Origin of the sequence: Paraglaciecola sp. L3A3, assembly GCF_009796765.1 — a bacterium.
GTDB lineage: Bacteria > Pseudomonadota > Gammaproteobacteria > Enterobacterales > Alteromonadaceae > Paraglaciecola.
Genome location: NZ_CP047023.1, coordinates 4366233 through 4380112, shown reverse-complemented (window position 1 = coordinate 4380112; position 13880 = coordinate 4366233). Strand labels below are relative to the sequence as shown.

Genomic DNA, 13880 nt, shown 5'->3' with positions numbered 1-13880 from the left:
GCTGTTATCGCTCCGATAATAAATTAAGTTCTGACTGACGAGGCTTGTAACGCCGTCGAAGTCCAAGCAAAGCAACCGTTATTCAGCGTGTCTGAAATGGCAAGGTTGTGGCGAGTCAGCGGAGTTATTAAGCCGTGGCATGTATAAAGAGATGTATTGAGAACTTGAGAGAGCCAAAGGTGTTCCATAAGGAAAATGGTAGGGTAGCCAAGCCACAAGCAAGGCGAACGATGACCCTTTGGCAGTCAGACTTGCTCATAGTAGTTTGAGGTTGGGAAAGCCAACCACATGGCGAAGGGGCAAGCAGTTATATCAGGTGTTTAGCAGATACATAGACCGGACAAAGTAGGGCTGGACTCACTATGACAACCGCACTAAATGCCATCACATTTAAATCACAGACACACCCCAACCATAGATTTCAGAACCTATATGGATTGCTAGGAGATGATTTACTGTATCAAAGTTGGGGGCAACTGAATAAACGAGCTGCGTCAGGTATTGATGGTATTACGGTACCAAAATACCAGACATCGCTTGTGGAAAACCTCACACGTTTAAGTTCAGCCTTGAAAGCTAAGTGCTATCGAGCAAGTGACATTAAGCGTGTCTTCATACCCAAAAGTCATGGTAAACAGCGCCCATTAGGCCTACCCACAGTGGATGACAAACTGGTACAGCAAAGCGTGAGTCAGATACTGCAAGGTATCTGGGAAGCGGATTTCTTGCCTAACAGTTATGGTTATCGGCCAAATAAGAGTGCGCATCAGGCGGTGCATAGCTTGAGTTTGAATCTTCAGTTTAAAGGTTATGGCTATATTGTTGAGGCAGACATTAAAGGCTTCTTCGATAATATTGACCACAACTGGCTGATGGAGATGCTTAAACAACGCATTGATGATAACGCGCTCTTGAGCTTAATCGGGCAATGGTTGAAAGCACGAATAAAATCGCCAGAAGGGGAGTATCTCAAACCACAAAGCGGTACACCACAAGGCGGTATCATTAGCCCCGTGCTAGCTAATATCTATTTGCATTATGCATTGGATTTATGGTTTGAGAAGAAGATAAAACCTCGCATGAGAGGCAGGGCTATGCTGATACGTTACGCAGATGATTTTGTGTGTGCGTTTCAGTATGCCAATGATGCCGAACGGTTTTACAGCGTGTTGCCAAAACGACTCAAGAAATTCAAACTGGATACGGCACCAGAAAAGACCAGCCTAATAAGGTTCAGTCGATTCCATCCAAGTCGTAAGCGCCAGTTTGTGTTCTTGGGGTTTGCGTTTTACTGGGGCATTGATGCAAAAGGTAAACCGAGATTAAGGCGACGAACTGCGAGTCAAAAGCAGCGAAGTAGCCTGAGCGAATTTTACCATTTCATCAAAGCCAAACGCTCGCAGAAACTAGCGACTTGGCTACCTCAATTAAAACGCAAACTCACAGGGTTTAGAAATTACTTTGGGCTACCCGACAACAGCCGTAGCGTAAGTAAGCTATATAATTATGTGCTACATAGTTTGTACAAATGGCTGAACAGGCGCAGTGGTCGTCGAAGTTACAATTGGTGTAATTTTAAGAAGATGTTAGAGTATTTCCAAATACAGAAGCTACGAGTTAGCAAAAGAGTGATCCATGTTGACTGGTATTAAAGTGGCCGTGATTTACACGGGTGAATATATAACTGAAGAGCCGGATGCGGTAATTCCGCACGTCCGGATCTGTGTGGGGTCGGCTCAGTAATGGGCCGCTCTACCACGATTGCGAATGAATGGAGATCGCAGTATGAATTCTAATAAACCAGTTATTGTTGCAATAGATCATGACGATTATCACGCTGAGCATGTTGGTAGAACCCAAGATGGATTGCAATTTTTCTTAACAACTCCGTTTGAACCAGCAATTTCAAATTCTCAAGGTTGTGAGTACATAGCACTATTTAAATTTGATTTGTCAGGTAACTTAGTTGATTCAATTATCGACACTATTGGTTCTAGAGGTTCGTATGACGAAGATGCACGAAAAAATATATATTTAGCTCGTTTAAAAGAATTAGGCGATGTCACTTATCAGCGTATAGAAGTAAAACCTTTTTCAATTAATCATAATGGAGTTGAAATAGGGTTAATAACTAGAGAACCAGAAGACGAAGATGATATTTGGGCTGTAGAGTTATTACCTGGCAATTACATGGCATTTTTCGAGCCTTGGGATAGCGGCGAGTATGATACGTAGTATTCGCATAATCGGGTAGCCGGAGGTATCTAACCTCCAGCCCCCACAACACCCTGCATGCGGCTCCGCACAGGGCGTTTCACTTAGGATAGTGAAGCGCAATCCATCCATCACGTAACGAATAAAGCCCTTCGGATTTTAAGTAATCAAGCGATAAAGCCTGATTGACCCCCGGAGTTTTAGCACTACGCCATGGCCCCTTGCTGGTAATGCCACAGGCAACTGCGGCTTGAACATGCACACCTAATCTCATTAAACTTCTAACTTTAGTACGTGGCTTTCGCCACTGTCGCCAGTAGGCCATTCGAACTCTGCGCCTGATCCAATGATCCAGATCGACACAGCGCTGGTAACCACTGGCGATACCAAAGTAGTTTATCCAGCCGCGTAAATATTGGCTGATTTTAAAGAGTTGGTAGCGCATGGACACGCCCCAGTTACGGTTCGTTAACCTTCGGACTTGTTGCTTAAATTTCAGCAATGTCTTTGGGTGCCATTGAATGCGACCTGCCTTGAATGTAAATCCAAGGAATTTGCTTTCACTGGTTTTACTGACGTGGCTTTTAGTGGTGTTAACCACCAATTTTAAGCTATGACTCAGGAATCGACTGATGCTACTCAGCACGCGTTTTCCCGCACGAGGGCTGTTCACCAGTATGGTGAAATCATCCGCATAGCGAGCAAATTTGTGGCCTCGTTTCTCAAGCTCTTTGTCCAAAGGGTCGAGCATGATGTTTGCCAATAGCGGCGATAACGGCCCGCCTTGTGGCACACCTTCTCGACTCTCACTATAGAACTGGTTATCCCCCTTTGTTTTGCAGAGAACCCCAGCTCGCAAGTAACGTTTAATCAATTTAAGCAATCGCTTGTCCTTCACTTTATAGCCAAGGTGCGTCATGAGTAAATCATGATTAACGCGGTCAAAGAACTTCGACAGATCAACATCGACTGTAAAACGGCGACCCGTTTTAATGATGCTTTGTACCTGTTTCACCGCTTGTTGCCCATTTCGATTTGGCCTAAACCCAAAACTGTTGTCTGAGAAGGTCGGGTCGAAAATAGGCGTAAGGACTTGAGCAATGGCTTGTTGGATCACGCGGTCGATGATGGTCGGAATTCCCAACTGACGTTTACCGCCATCTGGTTTATCAATTTCCACTCGCCGAACAGGTGCTGGTTGGTATTGACCTGAGCGAAGCTCAGACATAATACGTTTCCAGTTTCCATCCTTTGCCCAAGCGGGGAAGTCATCAATGGTCATCCCATCAATGCCAGCAGCCCCTTTGTTGGCTCGAACCTGTTTCCATGCCGCCAATATATTGGACGGTTGTAGAATAGGTTCAAGTAGATGTGCGCTAAAGGCTGGCTGCTTATCGGTACGCTGAGTCACGTCGCTACCGGACGGCATTCGTGTATTCAAGTCTGACAAGGCTCCTCCTTTGTTCTAAATGTTCAGGCCTTCACCGTGTCCCAACCATTACGATGGGCATTTGGCTACTATGCCGTCTGCTGACTTCTGCTTAATCACAAAACGGCTTACGCCGCTATGCGCTATCGGTGTCATCTATTTGTTCTTTTCAGTTGATGACGCTGAAAAGCCAAGGCACTTATATACCAGAGCCTAACTGGTTAGTTACCGATCGCTTGTTAAGCAGATCTCCCCAGATAAGAGCATGAACTTTCTTTGCACTGCTGCATCATTTACGGTGGCCGTTAGATCACATGGTTTCGTCGTCTTGTGCCAACTCACCTTCAGCCTACGCCTCATATGATGTTCTTGTTCATCAGCTCGCAAATTTGCGTCCGGCTTCCTCCAGACAAATCCTCGCGGATTTGCCCTTGCCATTCACTAGTAGTTAACGTTTAATAACGGTAAGTTATATAAACGGTGACCTTCCTACAGAGGACTTTCACCTCATTAGTTCATGCCCATGCTGGGCGTACACAAGAACTTCAAACGGAACAAAAACAGTTGGTTAGGTTCCGCTTCGCTTCACATTATAACCAACTATTTTTGTCCGCTTAAGTGGGCGTTAGCGAGCATCATGAAATTTTTCCGAACCCCCAAACATTTATCAATATTACTAGTGCTTAGCATTTCTATGTTTGGGTACTTTATATTTCTAAATTATCTTGGAGATCCGCGTTTAGCTGATTCGAGTTTAGATGGCGAGGAAATGTTCATTTGGGAAAATACTCTTCTTGTACTTTCATTTTTATCTCTACTTTATTTATGGGTATGCTCAATTATTCATTGCTACAAGAATAAGAGTAAATTTCTTGGCGTATGTATCGCATTCATATGGCCGCTGAGTTACATTTATGGTCTATATGTTTTGGTTGTTAGTTTAGGCAACCGCAATGCTAGCTAACAAAAATATCATGGTGGGAATTTTACTCGCTGGGCTTCGCCCAAAAGCGCTCATTAAATCCCCATATATTAAGCGTTATATGGCTTTAGGAAGAAAATGAAATCTGAGGGAGCAACTTTATACTGGAACACACATAGACGGGCAATCTTCACTATTGCTCTACTTAGTCTAATTCCTTCTAGCTTTATAGGATATGAACATGGCGGCTTACGTGGTTTCCTGTTTTTTGCTGGTGTTAATTGTATATTTTTAATCTCAACTTTAATTCCATTCCGGAAATCACTGAGGTCAAAATATGGTAAAAGCCCATTTTAAGGCCCAGCCAAATAACAAAACAATTAACTACATTCGTTTCACTCATTGGGAAAAAGCCTCGCTGTCACTTCGTGCCAAAGCTCTCGGTTTTTCCCGTTATTGTAAGCGTTAGGTTTCTATTACAAGGGAAGTGAAAAATTTGGTGGAGAATAAGTACACAAAGATCGCAATTGTAGCTTTGATAGTTTCGAGTTTCCTTGGTGCTTTGTTACTTGGCAGCATTTATGAAATGTTTTCGGATAAAGTGGATATGGGACTACTTGTTTGGTTCTTTGCTCTATTGGTTCCGCTTGGAGTAATAATAAACCTCGTTGTAGCCTATAAAATCTTCCGAGGCAGCTTAAGATTTATCAAATTTGCGTTTTGGATGTATGTAATACAAATAATCGGATTTGAGACACCTCATTTAGGGTTTTCAATAACTTTAGGTTTTAGTTTCAATATTACATGGTCTTTATACGATGTAAGTATCATTTTCAATTTGTTCGCAATGCTTATGGCTGTAATCCTTTATAAGGCGATGCGCAATGCCAACGAAACCTAACAAAACAATAAACAACGTTCGCTTCGCTCTCTGGGAAAAAGCCTCGCTGGCACTTCGTGCCAAAGCACTCGGTTTTTCCCGTTATCGTAAGCGTTATAAGCCCACAAGGAGTAAATTTTGATTATTCAAGTATTAATAACTGGTGCATTAATTTTAGGTTTTTTGAAGCTCGCGGATAAAGAAAATGTAATGGATTTTTTTGGCTCATGTACTATTTACTTGGCGCCTCTTGTTACTGTCGGTGTTTTGGATTTCACGATTGGGTATTTTGAACTTCCTGCATTTTTACACCTAATTACTTTTTCTTTATTCTTTGTTATTCCATACCTAATTATTAACGCTATATGTGAAACATACACAACTAAAAAGAAAGTGCTTCTATCTGTTGGAGTGTTCGCAATAGTGCTTGTAACTCAGGTGGTTTTGGCTGTACTAATCGGTTCTTAAGAAGGTTAAATAGGGTAAGGACTTATAACAAATGAATTATATCGTTCGTAAACTCACTGGGAATTTTACTCGCTGGCCTTCGGCCAAAGCGCGCCTAAAATCCCCATATTCAAAGCGTTAGTGCGTCAAGCGAAGCTTGATGCATCTTGCAGGGTGTAAGTCCCTGTCAGGTAAGGTTTAGCCAACCACCTGTATCGAGTGTTGCGCCTATGGCGGAGTCTGGGATTGGTGAAATACTTATCAGCGATGCATTCGCAACCAGATGAACAATATAGGTGAAGCGTACACAGAGAATTATATAGGCCATAGGGAATGCGTGTTCCTGAAGTGCTGTTATCGCTCCGATAATAAATTAAGTTCTGACTGACGAGGCTTGTAACGCCGTCGAAGTCCAAGCAAAGCAACCGTTATTCAGCGTGTCTGAGATGGCAAGGTTGTGGCGAGTCAGCGGAGTTCTAAAGCCGTGGCATGTATAAAGAGATGTATTGAGAACTTGAGAGAGCCAAAGGTGTTCCATAAGGAAAATGGTAGGGTAGTTAAGCCACAAGCGAGCGAACGATGACCCTTTGGCAGTCAGACTTGCTCATAGTAGTTTGAGGTTGGGAAAGCCAACCACATGGCGAAGGGGCAAGCAGTTATATCAGGTGTTTAGCAGATACATAGACCGGACAAAGTAGGGCTGGATCACTATGACAACCGCACTAAATGCCATCACATTTAAATCACAGACACACCCCAACCATAGATTTCAGAACCTATATGGATTGCTAGGAGATGATTTACTGTATCAAAGTTGGGGGCAACTGAATAAACGAGCAGCCCCTGGTATTGATGGCATCACGATGCCGAAATACAAAGAATCGCTTGTGGAAAACCTCACACGTTTAAGTTCAGCCTTGAAAGCTAAGTGCTATCGAGCAGGTGACATTAAGCGTGTATTCATACCCAAAAGTCATGGTAAACAACGCCCATTAGGCTTACCCACAGTGGATGACAAACTGGTACAGCAAAGCGTGAGTCAGATACTGCAAAGTATCTGGGAAGCGGATTTCTTGCCTAACAGTTATGGTTATCGGCCAAATAAGAGTGCGCATCAGGCGGTGCATAGCTTGAGTTTGAATCTTCAGTTTAAAGGTTATGGCTATATTGTTGAGGCTGACATTAAAGGCTTCTTCGATAATATTGACCACAACTGGCTGATGGAGATGCTTAAACAACGCATTGATGATAACGCGCTCTTGAGCTTAATCGGGCAATGGTTGAAAGCACGAATAAAATCGCCAGAAGGGGATATCTCAAACCACAAAGCGGTACACCACAAGGCGGTATCATTAGCCCCGTGCTAGCTAATATCTATTTGCATTATGCATTGGATTTATGGTTTGAGAAGAAGATAAAACCTCGCATGAGAGGCAGGGCTATGCTGATACGTTACGCAGATGATTTTGTGTGTGCGTTTCAGTATGCCAATGATGCCGAACGGTTTTACAGCGTGTTGCCAAAACGACTCAAGAAATTCAAACTGGATACGGCACCAGAAAAGACCAGCCTAATAAGGTTCAGTCGATTCCATCCAAGTCGTAAGCGCCAGTTTGTGTTCTTGGGGTTTGCGTTTTACTGGGGCATTGATGCAAAAGGTAAACCGAGATTAAGGCGACGAACTGCGAGTCAAAAGCAGCGAAGTAGCCTGAGCGAATTTTACCATTTCATCAAAGCCAAACGCTCGCAGAAACTAGCGACTTGGCTACCTCAATTAAAACGCAAACTCACAGGGTTTAGAAATTACTTTGGGCTACCCGACAATAGCCGCAGCGTAAGTAAGCTATATAATTATGTGCTACATAGTTTGTACAAATGGCTGAACAGGCGCAGTGGTCGTCGAAGTTACAATTGGTGTAATTTTAAGAAGATGTTAGAGTATTTCCAAATACAGAAGCTACGAGTTAGCAAAAGAGTGATCCATGTTGACTGGTATTAAAGTGGTCGTGATTTACACGGGTGAATATATAACTGAAGAGCCGGATGCGGTAATTCCGCACGTCCGGATCTGTGTGGGGTCGGCTCAGTAATGGGCCGCTCTACCACGATGGTGCTCCATAAGGATTGATGGTGAATTCATATATCGGTGGTAAATACATCCCATTAAAAATGGTACTCTTCCCTTCGTTAGCAATGTTTTTAGCTTTAATAATGGTCGTAATGCCAGTAACTTTATTTGCGAAAGGAGTTCCATTTCAAAGTTGGGGTCCTGCGTTTACCTCAATTTCTCTTTGGGGATTTACGATGATTGGTTTTTTCTCTTTTATGGCTTGGATTTTTTGTGAGTTACTAGCCTCGACGATCTCTCGTATTAAGTCAGCTATTCTTTTTGGTATTGTTAGCCCCGTTGCCTTTATAGGGATTTTGACACTTGCTGCTTTTTTTGATGGTAACAACTTTTTGGCTGGGCTAGATACAGAGAAAGGGATTAATAATATGTTAATTTTAAGCGGATGTTCTTTTCTCTTTGGTGTATTTATCTATTGGCAAAGTACCAAGAGCACCTAACAAACGCATTAATTCGCTCGCAAGCTCGCTGGGACAATAACACGTAGGCTCAGTCGCTTCGCTCCAATTTTAGCCTACGTGTTATTGCCCATTATGCGGGCGTTGAGGCTGTAGAAAAACCCTAAATTTGTTTGTTTTTTATACACAAAACACTTCCCTCAGATCATGGTTTGTGATCCAATAGGTATTATCAATTAGGCGAAAGGAGCCTTGGTAATGCCACGTTTTATCCCACTTAATTACCAACAAAACACTATGGTAGTGATCAACTACCAAGACCAACTTCAGGCGGGAACGTTTGAATATGCTATTCATCATTTGATTGAAGATAAGCTGGACCTGTCAGTGTTTTATCCTAAGTATCAAAATGACCAAACAGGCCGTCCCGCCTACGACCCAGCTGCGTTGCTGAAGATTATCTTGTTTGCTTATTCGAAAGGTATTACCTCAAGCCGTGAAATCCAGTGGTGCTGTGAAACCAATATTATATTTAAGGCGTTGAGTTGTGATTCCGTGCCGCACTTCACGACGATAGCGGCATTTGTCAGTGGCCGCAGAAGCGAAATTGAATCGGTGTTTGAACAGGTGTTATTGATATGTCATGAGCAGGGATTGTTGGGCAATGAGTTGTTTGCTATTGATGGCTGTAAAATGTCGTCTAATGCAGCCAAGGAATGGTCGGGTACCTTTAAAGAGTTAAAAGAAAAACGCGATAAGCTTAAACGCCAAATCAGTTATCACATGAATGAACATGAGAAATTAGATAAAAGTGAAGGCGCTGATGAGGCTCGTAAACAACGTGCTAGTCAAGCGATTGAAACCTTGAATCATGCTCACGACAAGATAGAGAAGTTCCTCGAGGAAGCCGAGCCACGGATGGGGAAAGGTAAAAAAACGAAGGAAGTGAAAAGCAATATTACGGATAACGAGTCAGGCAAAATGACGACTAGTAAAGGCACCATTCAAGGCTACAATGGTGTGGCAACGGTAGATAAGAAACATCAAATTATTGTGGATGCCACGGTATTTGGGGAGGGGCAAGAGCACCATACCTTAAAGCCCGTATTAGAAGGTATTCAAGACCGATTTAAACGCCTGGCGATTAGCGACGATATTTTAAAAGCCCAAACCATCATCACCGCCGATACGGGGTTTGCTAACGAGAAAAACATGCAGTACCTGCATGACAATGACATCAATGCGTACATCCCTGATAATCAATTCAGAAGTCGTGACCCTAAGTTTAGTGAGCAAAAAACGAAATACGGTAAACGCCATCAAGATAAGAGAACCAGAAAGAAAACAGTCATTCCTGCCAATGAATTTAACTTCGACCCAGTGACTAATAGCTGCATTTGCCCGTCGGGCGAAAGCATTAGTTTTAGAGGGATACGTGAAAGTGACTCAGGCATTAAAATAGCTTATTTCGAAGGCAGGTTATTGCAATGTAGAAATTGCGATAAAAAGCAGCAATGCATGCATAACCCAAAAGCCGCAGACCATCGAAAAGGGAATGGTAGGCAAGTGAGTTTCACATTAAATGAAACTAGATCCCCAACCTATACCGACTGGATGAAGCATAGAGTTGATAGTCCAAAGGGCAAGCAAATTTACAGTCACCGCATGTCTGTGGTCGAGCCCGTGTTTGGCAACATAGGGACCAACAAGAAGCTCAACAGATTTAGCCTACGAGGTAAAAGTAAAGTGCAAGGCCAATGGCACTTTTTCTGTTTAATACACAACCTTGAGAAACTCAATAATTATGGACAGTTAGCGGCATAATGGGTCAAGTACCGACTCCAAATACCGCCCCTCAAGCTAGGTAATAGCGTTAATTCGGTTGGACAAAAGCGAATATCTAGAAAATCGAAGTGTAGAGTAAAAAACTTTGCAAAATCAAATCATCCAAGGCAAAGTTGATAGAATATAAAAATTAAAGAAAGGTGAGGAAATGGTCTGTCATAATCGACTTTTTCTACAGCCTCGTTATGTTTAAGGAGGCGTGATGGGGACATTTCCAATTTTAGTTACCACTGCCATTATACATTTGGTCATGTTTTTGGCTGTTTCAGCTTCAATTTATGATTGTGTATCTCACTCTAAATACCAGAAGTTAGGGTTAATTCTAATCGCTCTCGTTATTCCTATATTTGGACCTATCTATGTGAATTATCTACTTAAGCGTATCGCAGTAGGTGGTAGCTTTTTTATAAATCCAAGTTCTCATGATTCGTTCGATGATTCAGGTTCAGATACGTCATGTGGCTCATCTGACTCTGGTGGCGGCAGTTGTGATTAGTTTTAAACATATCATAAATAAGGATAGGTCGCGCGAAGCCGCGACTTAACCCTATTGTTGCACAAGCCCTGTGTTGAAGTTTTCTGCTTATATAGTAGATATGTCGATGAGGGGTAAAGGCTTGTTTTGTAATGCTTTTTTTTGGCCGAGTGTGGCTAGGACTGCTTTTTTTACTGCTTTAGCTGCCTGTTTTTACTTTTTCCTTTTGTTCATAGTAATTCTGATTTCCTCCTGCGTTATTTACGTGCCTAATGGTGTGGGCGCATTTTGTGCCTAGGCGCATTCCATTGCTTTGATGGCTGTCACTTTAAGTTTGGTCACTTCAGGTTTGAATATGGAATGGCGTTTACACCAAACAATATGCAACAGGCCTTGGCAATGAGGGCAACACTTTTGGTGCGTTGACGCATAGGTGGTGGTGTCAGTTTGCCCTTTAACATCAGTTGAATACGCAGCAAGGTAGAGTTAGCGTTGCCATGTAAAAAGCCATAATTTCGGGTACGCCTAAAGCCTTTTGGCAGCACGTGTTGTAATACTCGCCATAAGAATGCTGTCGCTGGCTCAGTGATGGTTTGATAACGTTTGGTGGTGCTGTCTTGGTATTTGAAGGTGACCTTGTAATCTTGATATTGCAGTATGTTGTTCTCGTTTATCACGCCGCGATACAGGTATCTGGCAAGGTAGGTGAGCACTTTATCGCCTTTACTCACATGTAGGCAGGACGGGCAAAACCGGTCACCATAAGAAGGGTAATGTACGGTGTCATTTACGCACTTTTCACATTTACTATGAATTTCGCACGTCCGGATCTGTGTGGGGGCGGCTCAGTAATGGGCCGCTCTACCACGATTATTTTCTAGTGTTGGTCGTAATGCCCACCTATAGCGAAAATGTATACACAGTCATCATCAAACTTATAAATTAGCCTGTCTTTTTGGGAAATTCGCTTAGACCAGAATCCAGACAAGTTGTGCTTTAAAGGTTCAGGTTTTCCAAGACCACTCGCGGGATCTGAGCGCAACATTTCCTTCAAAATTTTGCACAGTGCCTTATGAAGCTTATTGTCTTTTTCTCTTAGTTGCTCGTAAGTTAGCCAAGTTTTTCCTTCAAAGATTAGTGATCTCATCTAATTGCTCTTTTGTAGGCTTATAACCTTTATTGCTTTGATGAGTGGCCAGTGACTCTGAAATTTGATTCATTAAGCTACTGTTTTGTAACACGTGCAATGTTTCCTGTTCCCTTTCCCAGTCATCAGCACTCATAACAATAAAAGCCTCACCCGCGCGCCTAGTAACTTTTATAGGTTCATGATCACTAACAGTCTGCTCCACATAGGTTTTTAAATTGTCTCTAAATTGATTTACGCTTATGCTATTCATATTATACTCAAACTTATGTACGGTAATGTCGTACATTGTAGTGTTAAAAATATAACAAAGCAATAAAATCGGATTCGCAACAGTTTGCTCGGTTCCGCTTCACTCCATACTTTAACAAACTGTTACTCACCGCTTATTGCGGTGTTGAGGCTGTAGAAAAAGTTCAAGTCAAAAAATATAACTTGTTTTAGATTGATTCTTTTTGAAGTGCAATGGTAAACCCATCCAAATTTCATGTAGTAGTGCCATTTGGTGTGTATTTTTAAGTAATTATTGATAATAAATTTAGGGCTAGGGCTGCTCTAGCTGCCTTTTTTTACTTTTTCCTTTTGTTCATAATAATTCTATATTCCTCCTGCGTTACTTAAGTGCCTAATGGTGTGGGCGCATTCCGTTGCTGTGATGGCTGTCACTTTAAGTTTGGTGATGGCTGTCACTTTAAGTTTGGTCACTTCAGGTTTGAATATGGAATGGCGTTTACACCAAACAATATGCAGTAGGCTTGGGCAGTGAGGGCTGTACTCTTGGGGCTGTTTTCGAAAGTGGATTATACAGACCTTATAAAAATCCAAAACGTGAAAAGTATTTACGTATACAATTAAACGAATACACCTTGCCGATGTTAAACTTCAAATATCTGTGAGCTTTGCAGGTTATGCTGCTAATAGATATCTCAAATCATCCCATAATTACTAGAGTTAATAGTCCAAATCATGACCAGAAAAATCTTATCTTTGAAGGTGAAAAGAAACAAAGCGCCTGCGCCAGTGAATGAGGTGCTGAAGCCGATTGTTAATCTTAATCCCCAGCAGGCTTTTTTAAAGGGGGTGGCTATTCATCCTGCTCCACACATTAGTTTAGAAGAGGGCTCTGAGCAGTTCAGTATGCGTGCTATGGATTTGATTGCACCAATTGGCTTAGGACAAAGAGGCTTGATTGTTGCGCCACCAGGTTCTGGTAAAACGACTATGTTAAAGCATATTTGCCAAGCAATAGGCAAAGCACACCCCAAGATAAAACTATATGCCTTACTCATTGATGAGCGCCCAGAAGAAGTCACAGATTTTACCCGTAGCGTACCCGCTGAGGTTCACGCTTCAAGCTCAGACGAAAGTTATGCTAATCATGTCCGTGTAGCCAATGAACTACTGAAAAAAGCTTGTGGTGAGGCAGGTGAGGGGCATGATGTGATGATTGTCATTGACTCATTAACTAGGTTGGCTCGGGTTCATAATGCCCAGCAAAAAAACAGCGGTCGTACTATGTCTGGTGGTATGGATGTAAGAGCTTTAGAAATACCGCGAAAACTGTTTGGCGCCGCGAGAAATATTGAAAATGGCGGGTCGCTGACTATTTTAGCCAGCATATTAGCCGATACAGGCAGTCGTATGGATCAAGTCATATTTGAGGAGTTCAAAGGCACAGGCAATATGGAAATTGTTTTATCACGAGAAATCGCCAGCCAACGGATATTTCCGGCGTTGGATATCGCCAAAAGTAGCACCCGCCGCGAAGAGCTTTTGCTCAACCCAAAAGAGTTAGAAAAAATACGAGTATTACGCAGAGGGCTTAGTGGTCTTAAACCTCTAGATGCTGCTAGAAAATTGACTGAACTGCTGGAAAAATACCCGACTAATGCAGATCTACTAGCCTGTTTTTAGAAAAACTTGAGGTATTTAATCATTCACTTTTAATGGTTTTAAAACCAATTCACATTGATAAGTGAGAGATCAATTATCAAT

Annotated in this window: 13 protein-coding genes; 9 read left to right on the top strand and 4 right to left on the bottom strand. The window is 42.3% G+C overall.

What is annotated here, in order from left to right; all coding sequences use genetic code 11:
• The first annotated feature begins 362 nt into the window (after positions 1-362).
• Both ltrA (GQR87_RS18185) and GQR87_RS18180 read left to right on the top strand, forming a co-directional pair.
• Positions 363-1652, top strand: a complete 1290-nt coding sequence (ltrA, locus tag GQR87_RS18185) for a group II intron reverse transcriptase/maturase (protein WP_158971819.1) — start codon at positions 363-365, stop codon at positions 1650-1652.
• 133 nt (positions 1653-1785) lie between these two features.
• Positions 1786-2235: a hypothetical protein gene (locus GQR87_RS18180; RefSeq protein WP_158971817.1), complete on the top strand. Its 450-nt coding sequence runs from the start codon at positions 1786-1788 to the stop codon at positions 2233-2235.
• Between the two features lie 79 nt (positions 2236-2314).
• Here the strand turns inward: GQR87_RS18180 and ltrA (GQR87_RS18175) are convergent, their stop codons facing one another.
• The gene (gene ltrA / locus GQR87_RS18175) at positions 2315-3664 is read right to left on the bottom strand and encodes a group II intron reverse transcriptase/maturase (RefSeq protein ID WP_158969720.1); all 1350 of its coding nucleotides are present in this window, start codon (positions 3662-3664) and stop codon (positions 2315-2317) included.
• Between the two features lie 1919 nt (positions 3665-5583).
• Here ltrA (GQR87_RS18175) and GQR87_RS18170 point away from each other — a divergent pair.
• From GQR87_RS18170 to GQR87_RS18150, 6 genes are all read left to right on the top strand, one after another.
• Positions 5584-5913, top strand: a complete 330-nt coding sequence (locus GQR87_RS18170) for a hypothetical protein (RefSeq protein ID WP_158971815.1) — start codon at positions 5584-5586, stop codon at positions 5911-5913.
• 689 nt (positions 5914-6602) lie between these two features.
• Positions 6603-7259 carry a reverse transcriptase domain-containing protein gene (locus GQR87_RS22460; protein ID WP_255456453.1) on the top strand — a complete coding sequence of 219 codons (657 nt, stop codon included), beginning with the start codon at positions 6603-6605 and terminating at the stop codon, positions 7257-7259.
• The gene (locus GQR87_RS22560; protein WP_255456452.1) at positions 7169-7891 is read left to right on the top strand and encodes a reverse transcriptase domain-containing protein; all 723 of its coding nucleotides are present in this window, start codon (positions 7169-7171) and stop codon (positions 7889-7891) included. Before GQR87_RS22460 ends, GQR87_RS22560 begins: the two co-directional genes overlap by 91 nt.
• A gap of 131 nt (positions 7892-8022) precedes the next feature.
• Positions 8023-8460, top strand: a complete 438-nt coding sequence (locus GQR87_RS18160; RefSeq protein WP_158971813.1) for a hypothetical protein — start codon at positions 8023-8025, stop codon at positions 8458-8460.
• A 216-nt stretch (positions 8461-8676) separates the two neighbouring features.
• The gene (locus tag GQR87_RS18155) at positions 8677-10242 is read left to right on the top strand and encodes an IS1182 family transposase (protein ID WP_158971811.1); all 1566 of its coding nucleotides are present in this window, start codon (positions 8677-8679) and stop codon (positions 10240-10242) included.
• Between the two features lie 223 nt (positions 10243-10465).
• Positions 10466-10759 (top strand): hypothetical protein, encoded by a 294-nt coding sequence (locus tag GQR87_RS18150; protein WP_158971809.1) that lies wholly within the window; start codon positions 10466-10468, stop codon positions 10757-10759.
• Positions 10760-11076: 317 nt separating this feature from the next.
• Here the strand turns inward: GQR87_RS18150 and GQR87_RS18145 are convergent, their stop codons facing one another.
• The 3 genes from GQR87_RS18145 to GQR87_RS18135 form a co-directional block, all read right to left on the bottom strand.
• On the bottom strand, positions 11077-11553 hold the full coding sequence (locus tag GQR87_RS18145; RefSeq protein WP_255456477.1) for a transposase: 477 nt from the start codon (positions 11551-11553) through the stop codon (positions 11077-11079).
• Positions 11554-11615: 62 nt separating this feature from the next.
• Entirely contained in the window at positions 11616-11885 is a 270-nt protein-coding gene (locus tag GQR87_RS18140; protein WP_158971807.1) for a Txe/YoeB family addiction module toxin, read from the bottom strand.
• Positions 11866-12138 carry a type II toxin-antitoxin system Phd/YefM family antitoxin gene (locus GQR87_RS18135; RefSeq protein WP_158971805.1) on the bottom strand — a complete coding sequence of 91 codons (273 nt, stop codon included), beginning with the start codon at positions 12136-12138 and terminating at the stop codon, positions 11866-11868. The genes GQR87_RS18140 and GQR87_RS18135 overlap by 20 nt, the downstream gene beginning before the upstream one ends.
• A 713-nt stretch (positions 12139-12851) precedes the next feature.
• Between GQR87_RS18135 and rho the strand changes: the two genes are divergently transcribed.
• Positions 12852-13799, top strand: a complete 948-nt coding sequence (rho, locus tag GQR87_RS18130) for a transcription termination factor Rho (protein ID WP_158971803.1) — start codon at positions 12852-12854, stop codon at positions 13797-13799.
• Positions 13800-13880 lie beyond the last annotated feature (81 nt).

What these genes read in the sequence shown, in the direction of transcription:
- ltrA (WP_158971819.1), top strand. Translation starts at nt 363, where the DNA reads ATGACAACCGCACTAAATGCCATCACATTTAAATCACAGACACACCCC.
- GQR87_RS18180 (WP_158971817.1), top strand. Translation starts at nt 1,786, where the DNA reads ATGAATTCTAATAAACCAGTTATTGTTGCAATAGATCATGACGATTAT.
- GQR87_RS22460 (WP_255456453.1), top strand. Translation starts at nt 6,603, where the DNA reads ATGACAACCGCACTAAATGCCATCACATTTAAATCACAGACACACCCC.
- GQR87_RS22560 (WP_255456452.1), top strand. Translation starts at nt 7,169, where the DNA reads ATGGTTGAAAGCACGAATAAAATCGCCAGAAGGGGATATCTCAAACCA.
- GQR87_RS18155 (WP_158971811.1), top strand. Translation starts at nt 8,677, where the DNA reads ATGCCACGTTTTATCCCACTTAATTACCAACAAAACACTATGGTAGTG.
- GQR87_RS18150 (WP_158971809.1), top strand. Translation starts at nt 10,466, where the DNA reads ATGGGGACATTTCCAATTTTAGTTACCACTGCCATTATACATTTGGTC.
- GQR87_RS18140 (WP_158971807.1), bottom strand. Translation starts at nt 11,885, where the DNA reads ATGAGATCACTAATCTTTGAAGGAAAAACTTGGCTAACTTACGAGCAA.
- GQR87_RS18135 (WP_158971805.1), bottom strand. Translation starts at nt 12,138, where the DNA reads ATGAATAGCATAAGCGTAAATCAATTTAGAGACAATTTAAAAACCTAT.
- rho (WP_158971803.1), top strand. Translation starts at nt 12,852, where the DNA reads ATGACCAGAAAAATCTTATCTTTGAAGGTGAAAAGAAACAAAGCGCCT.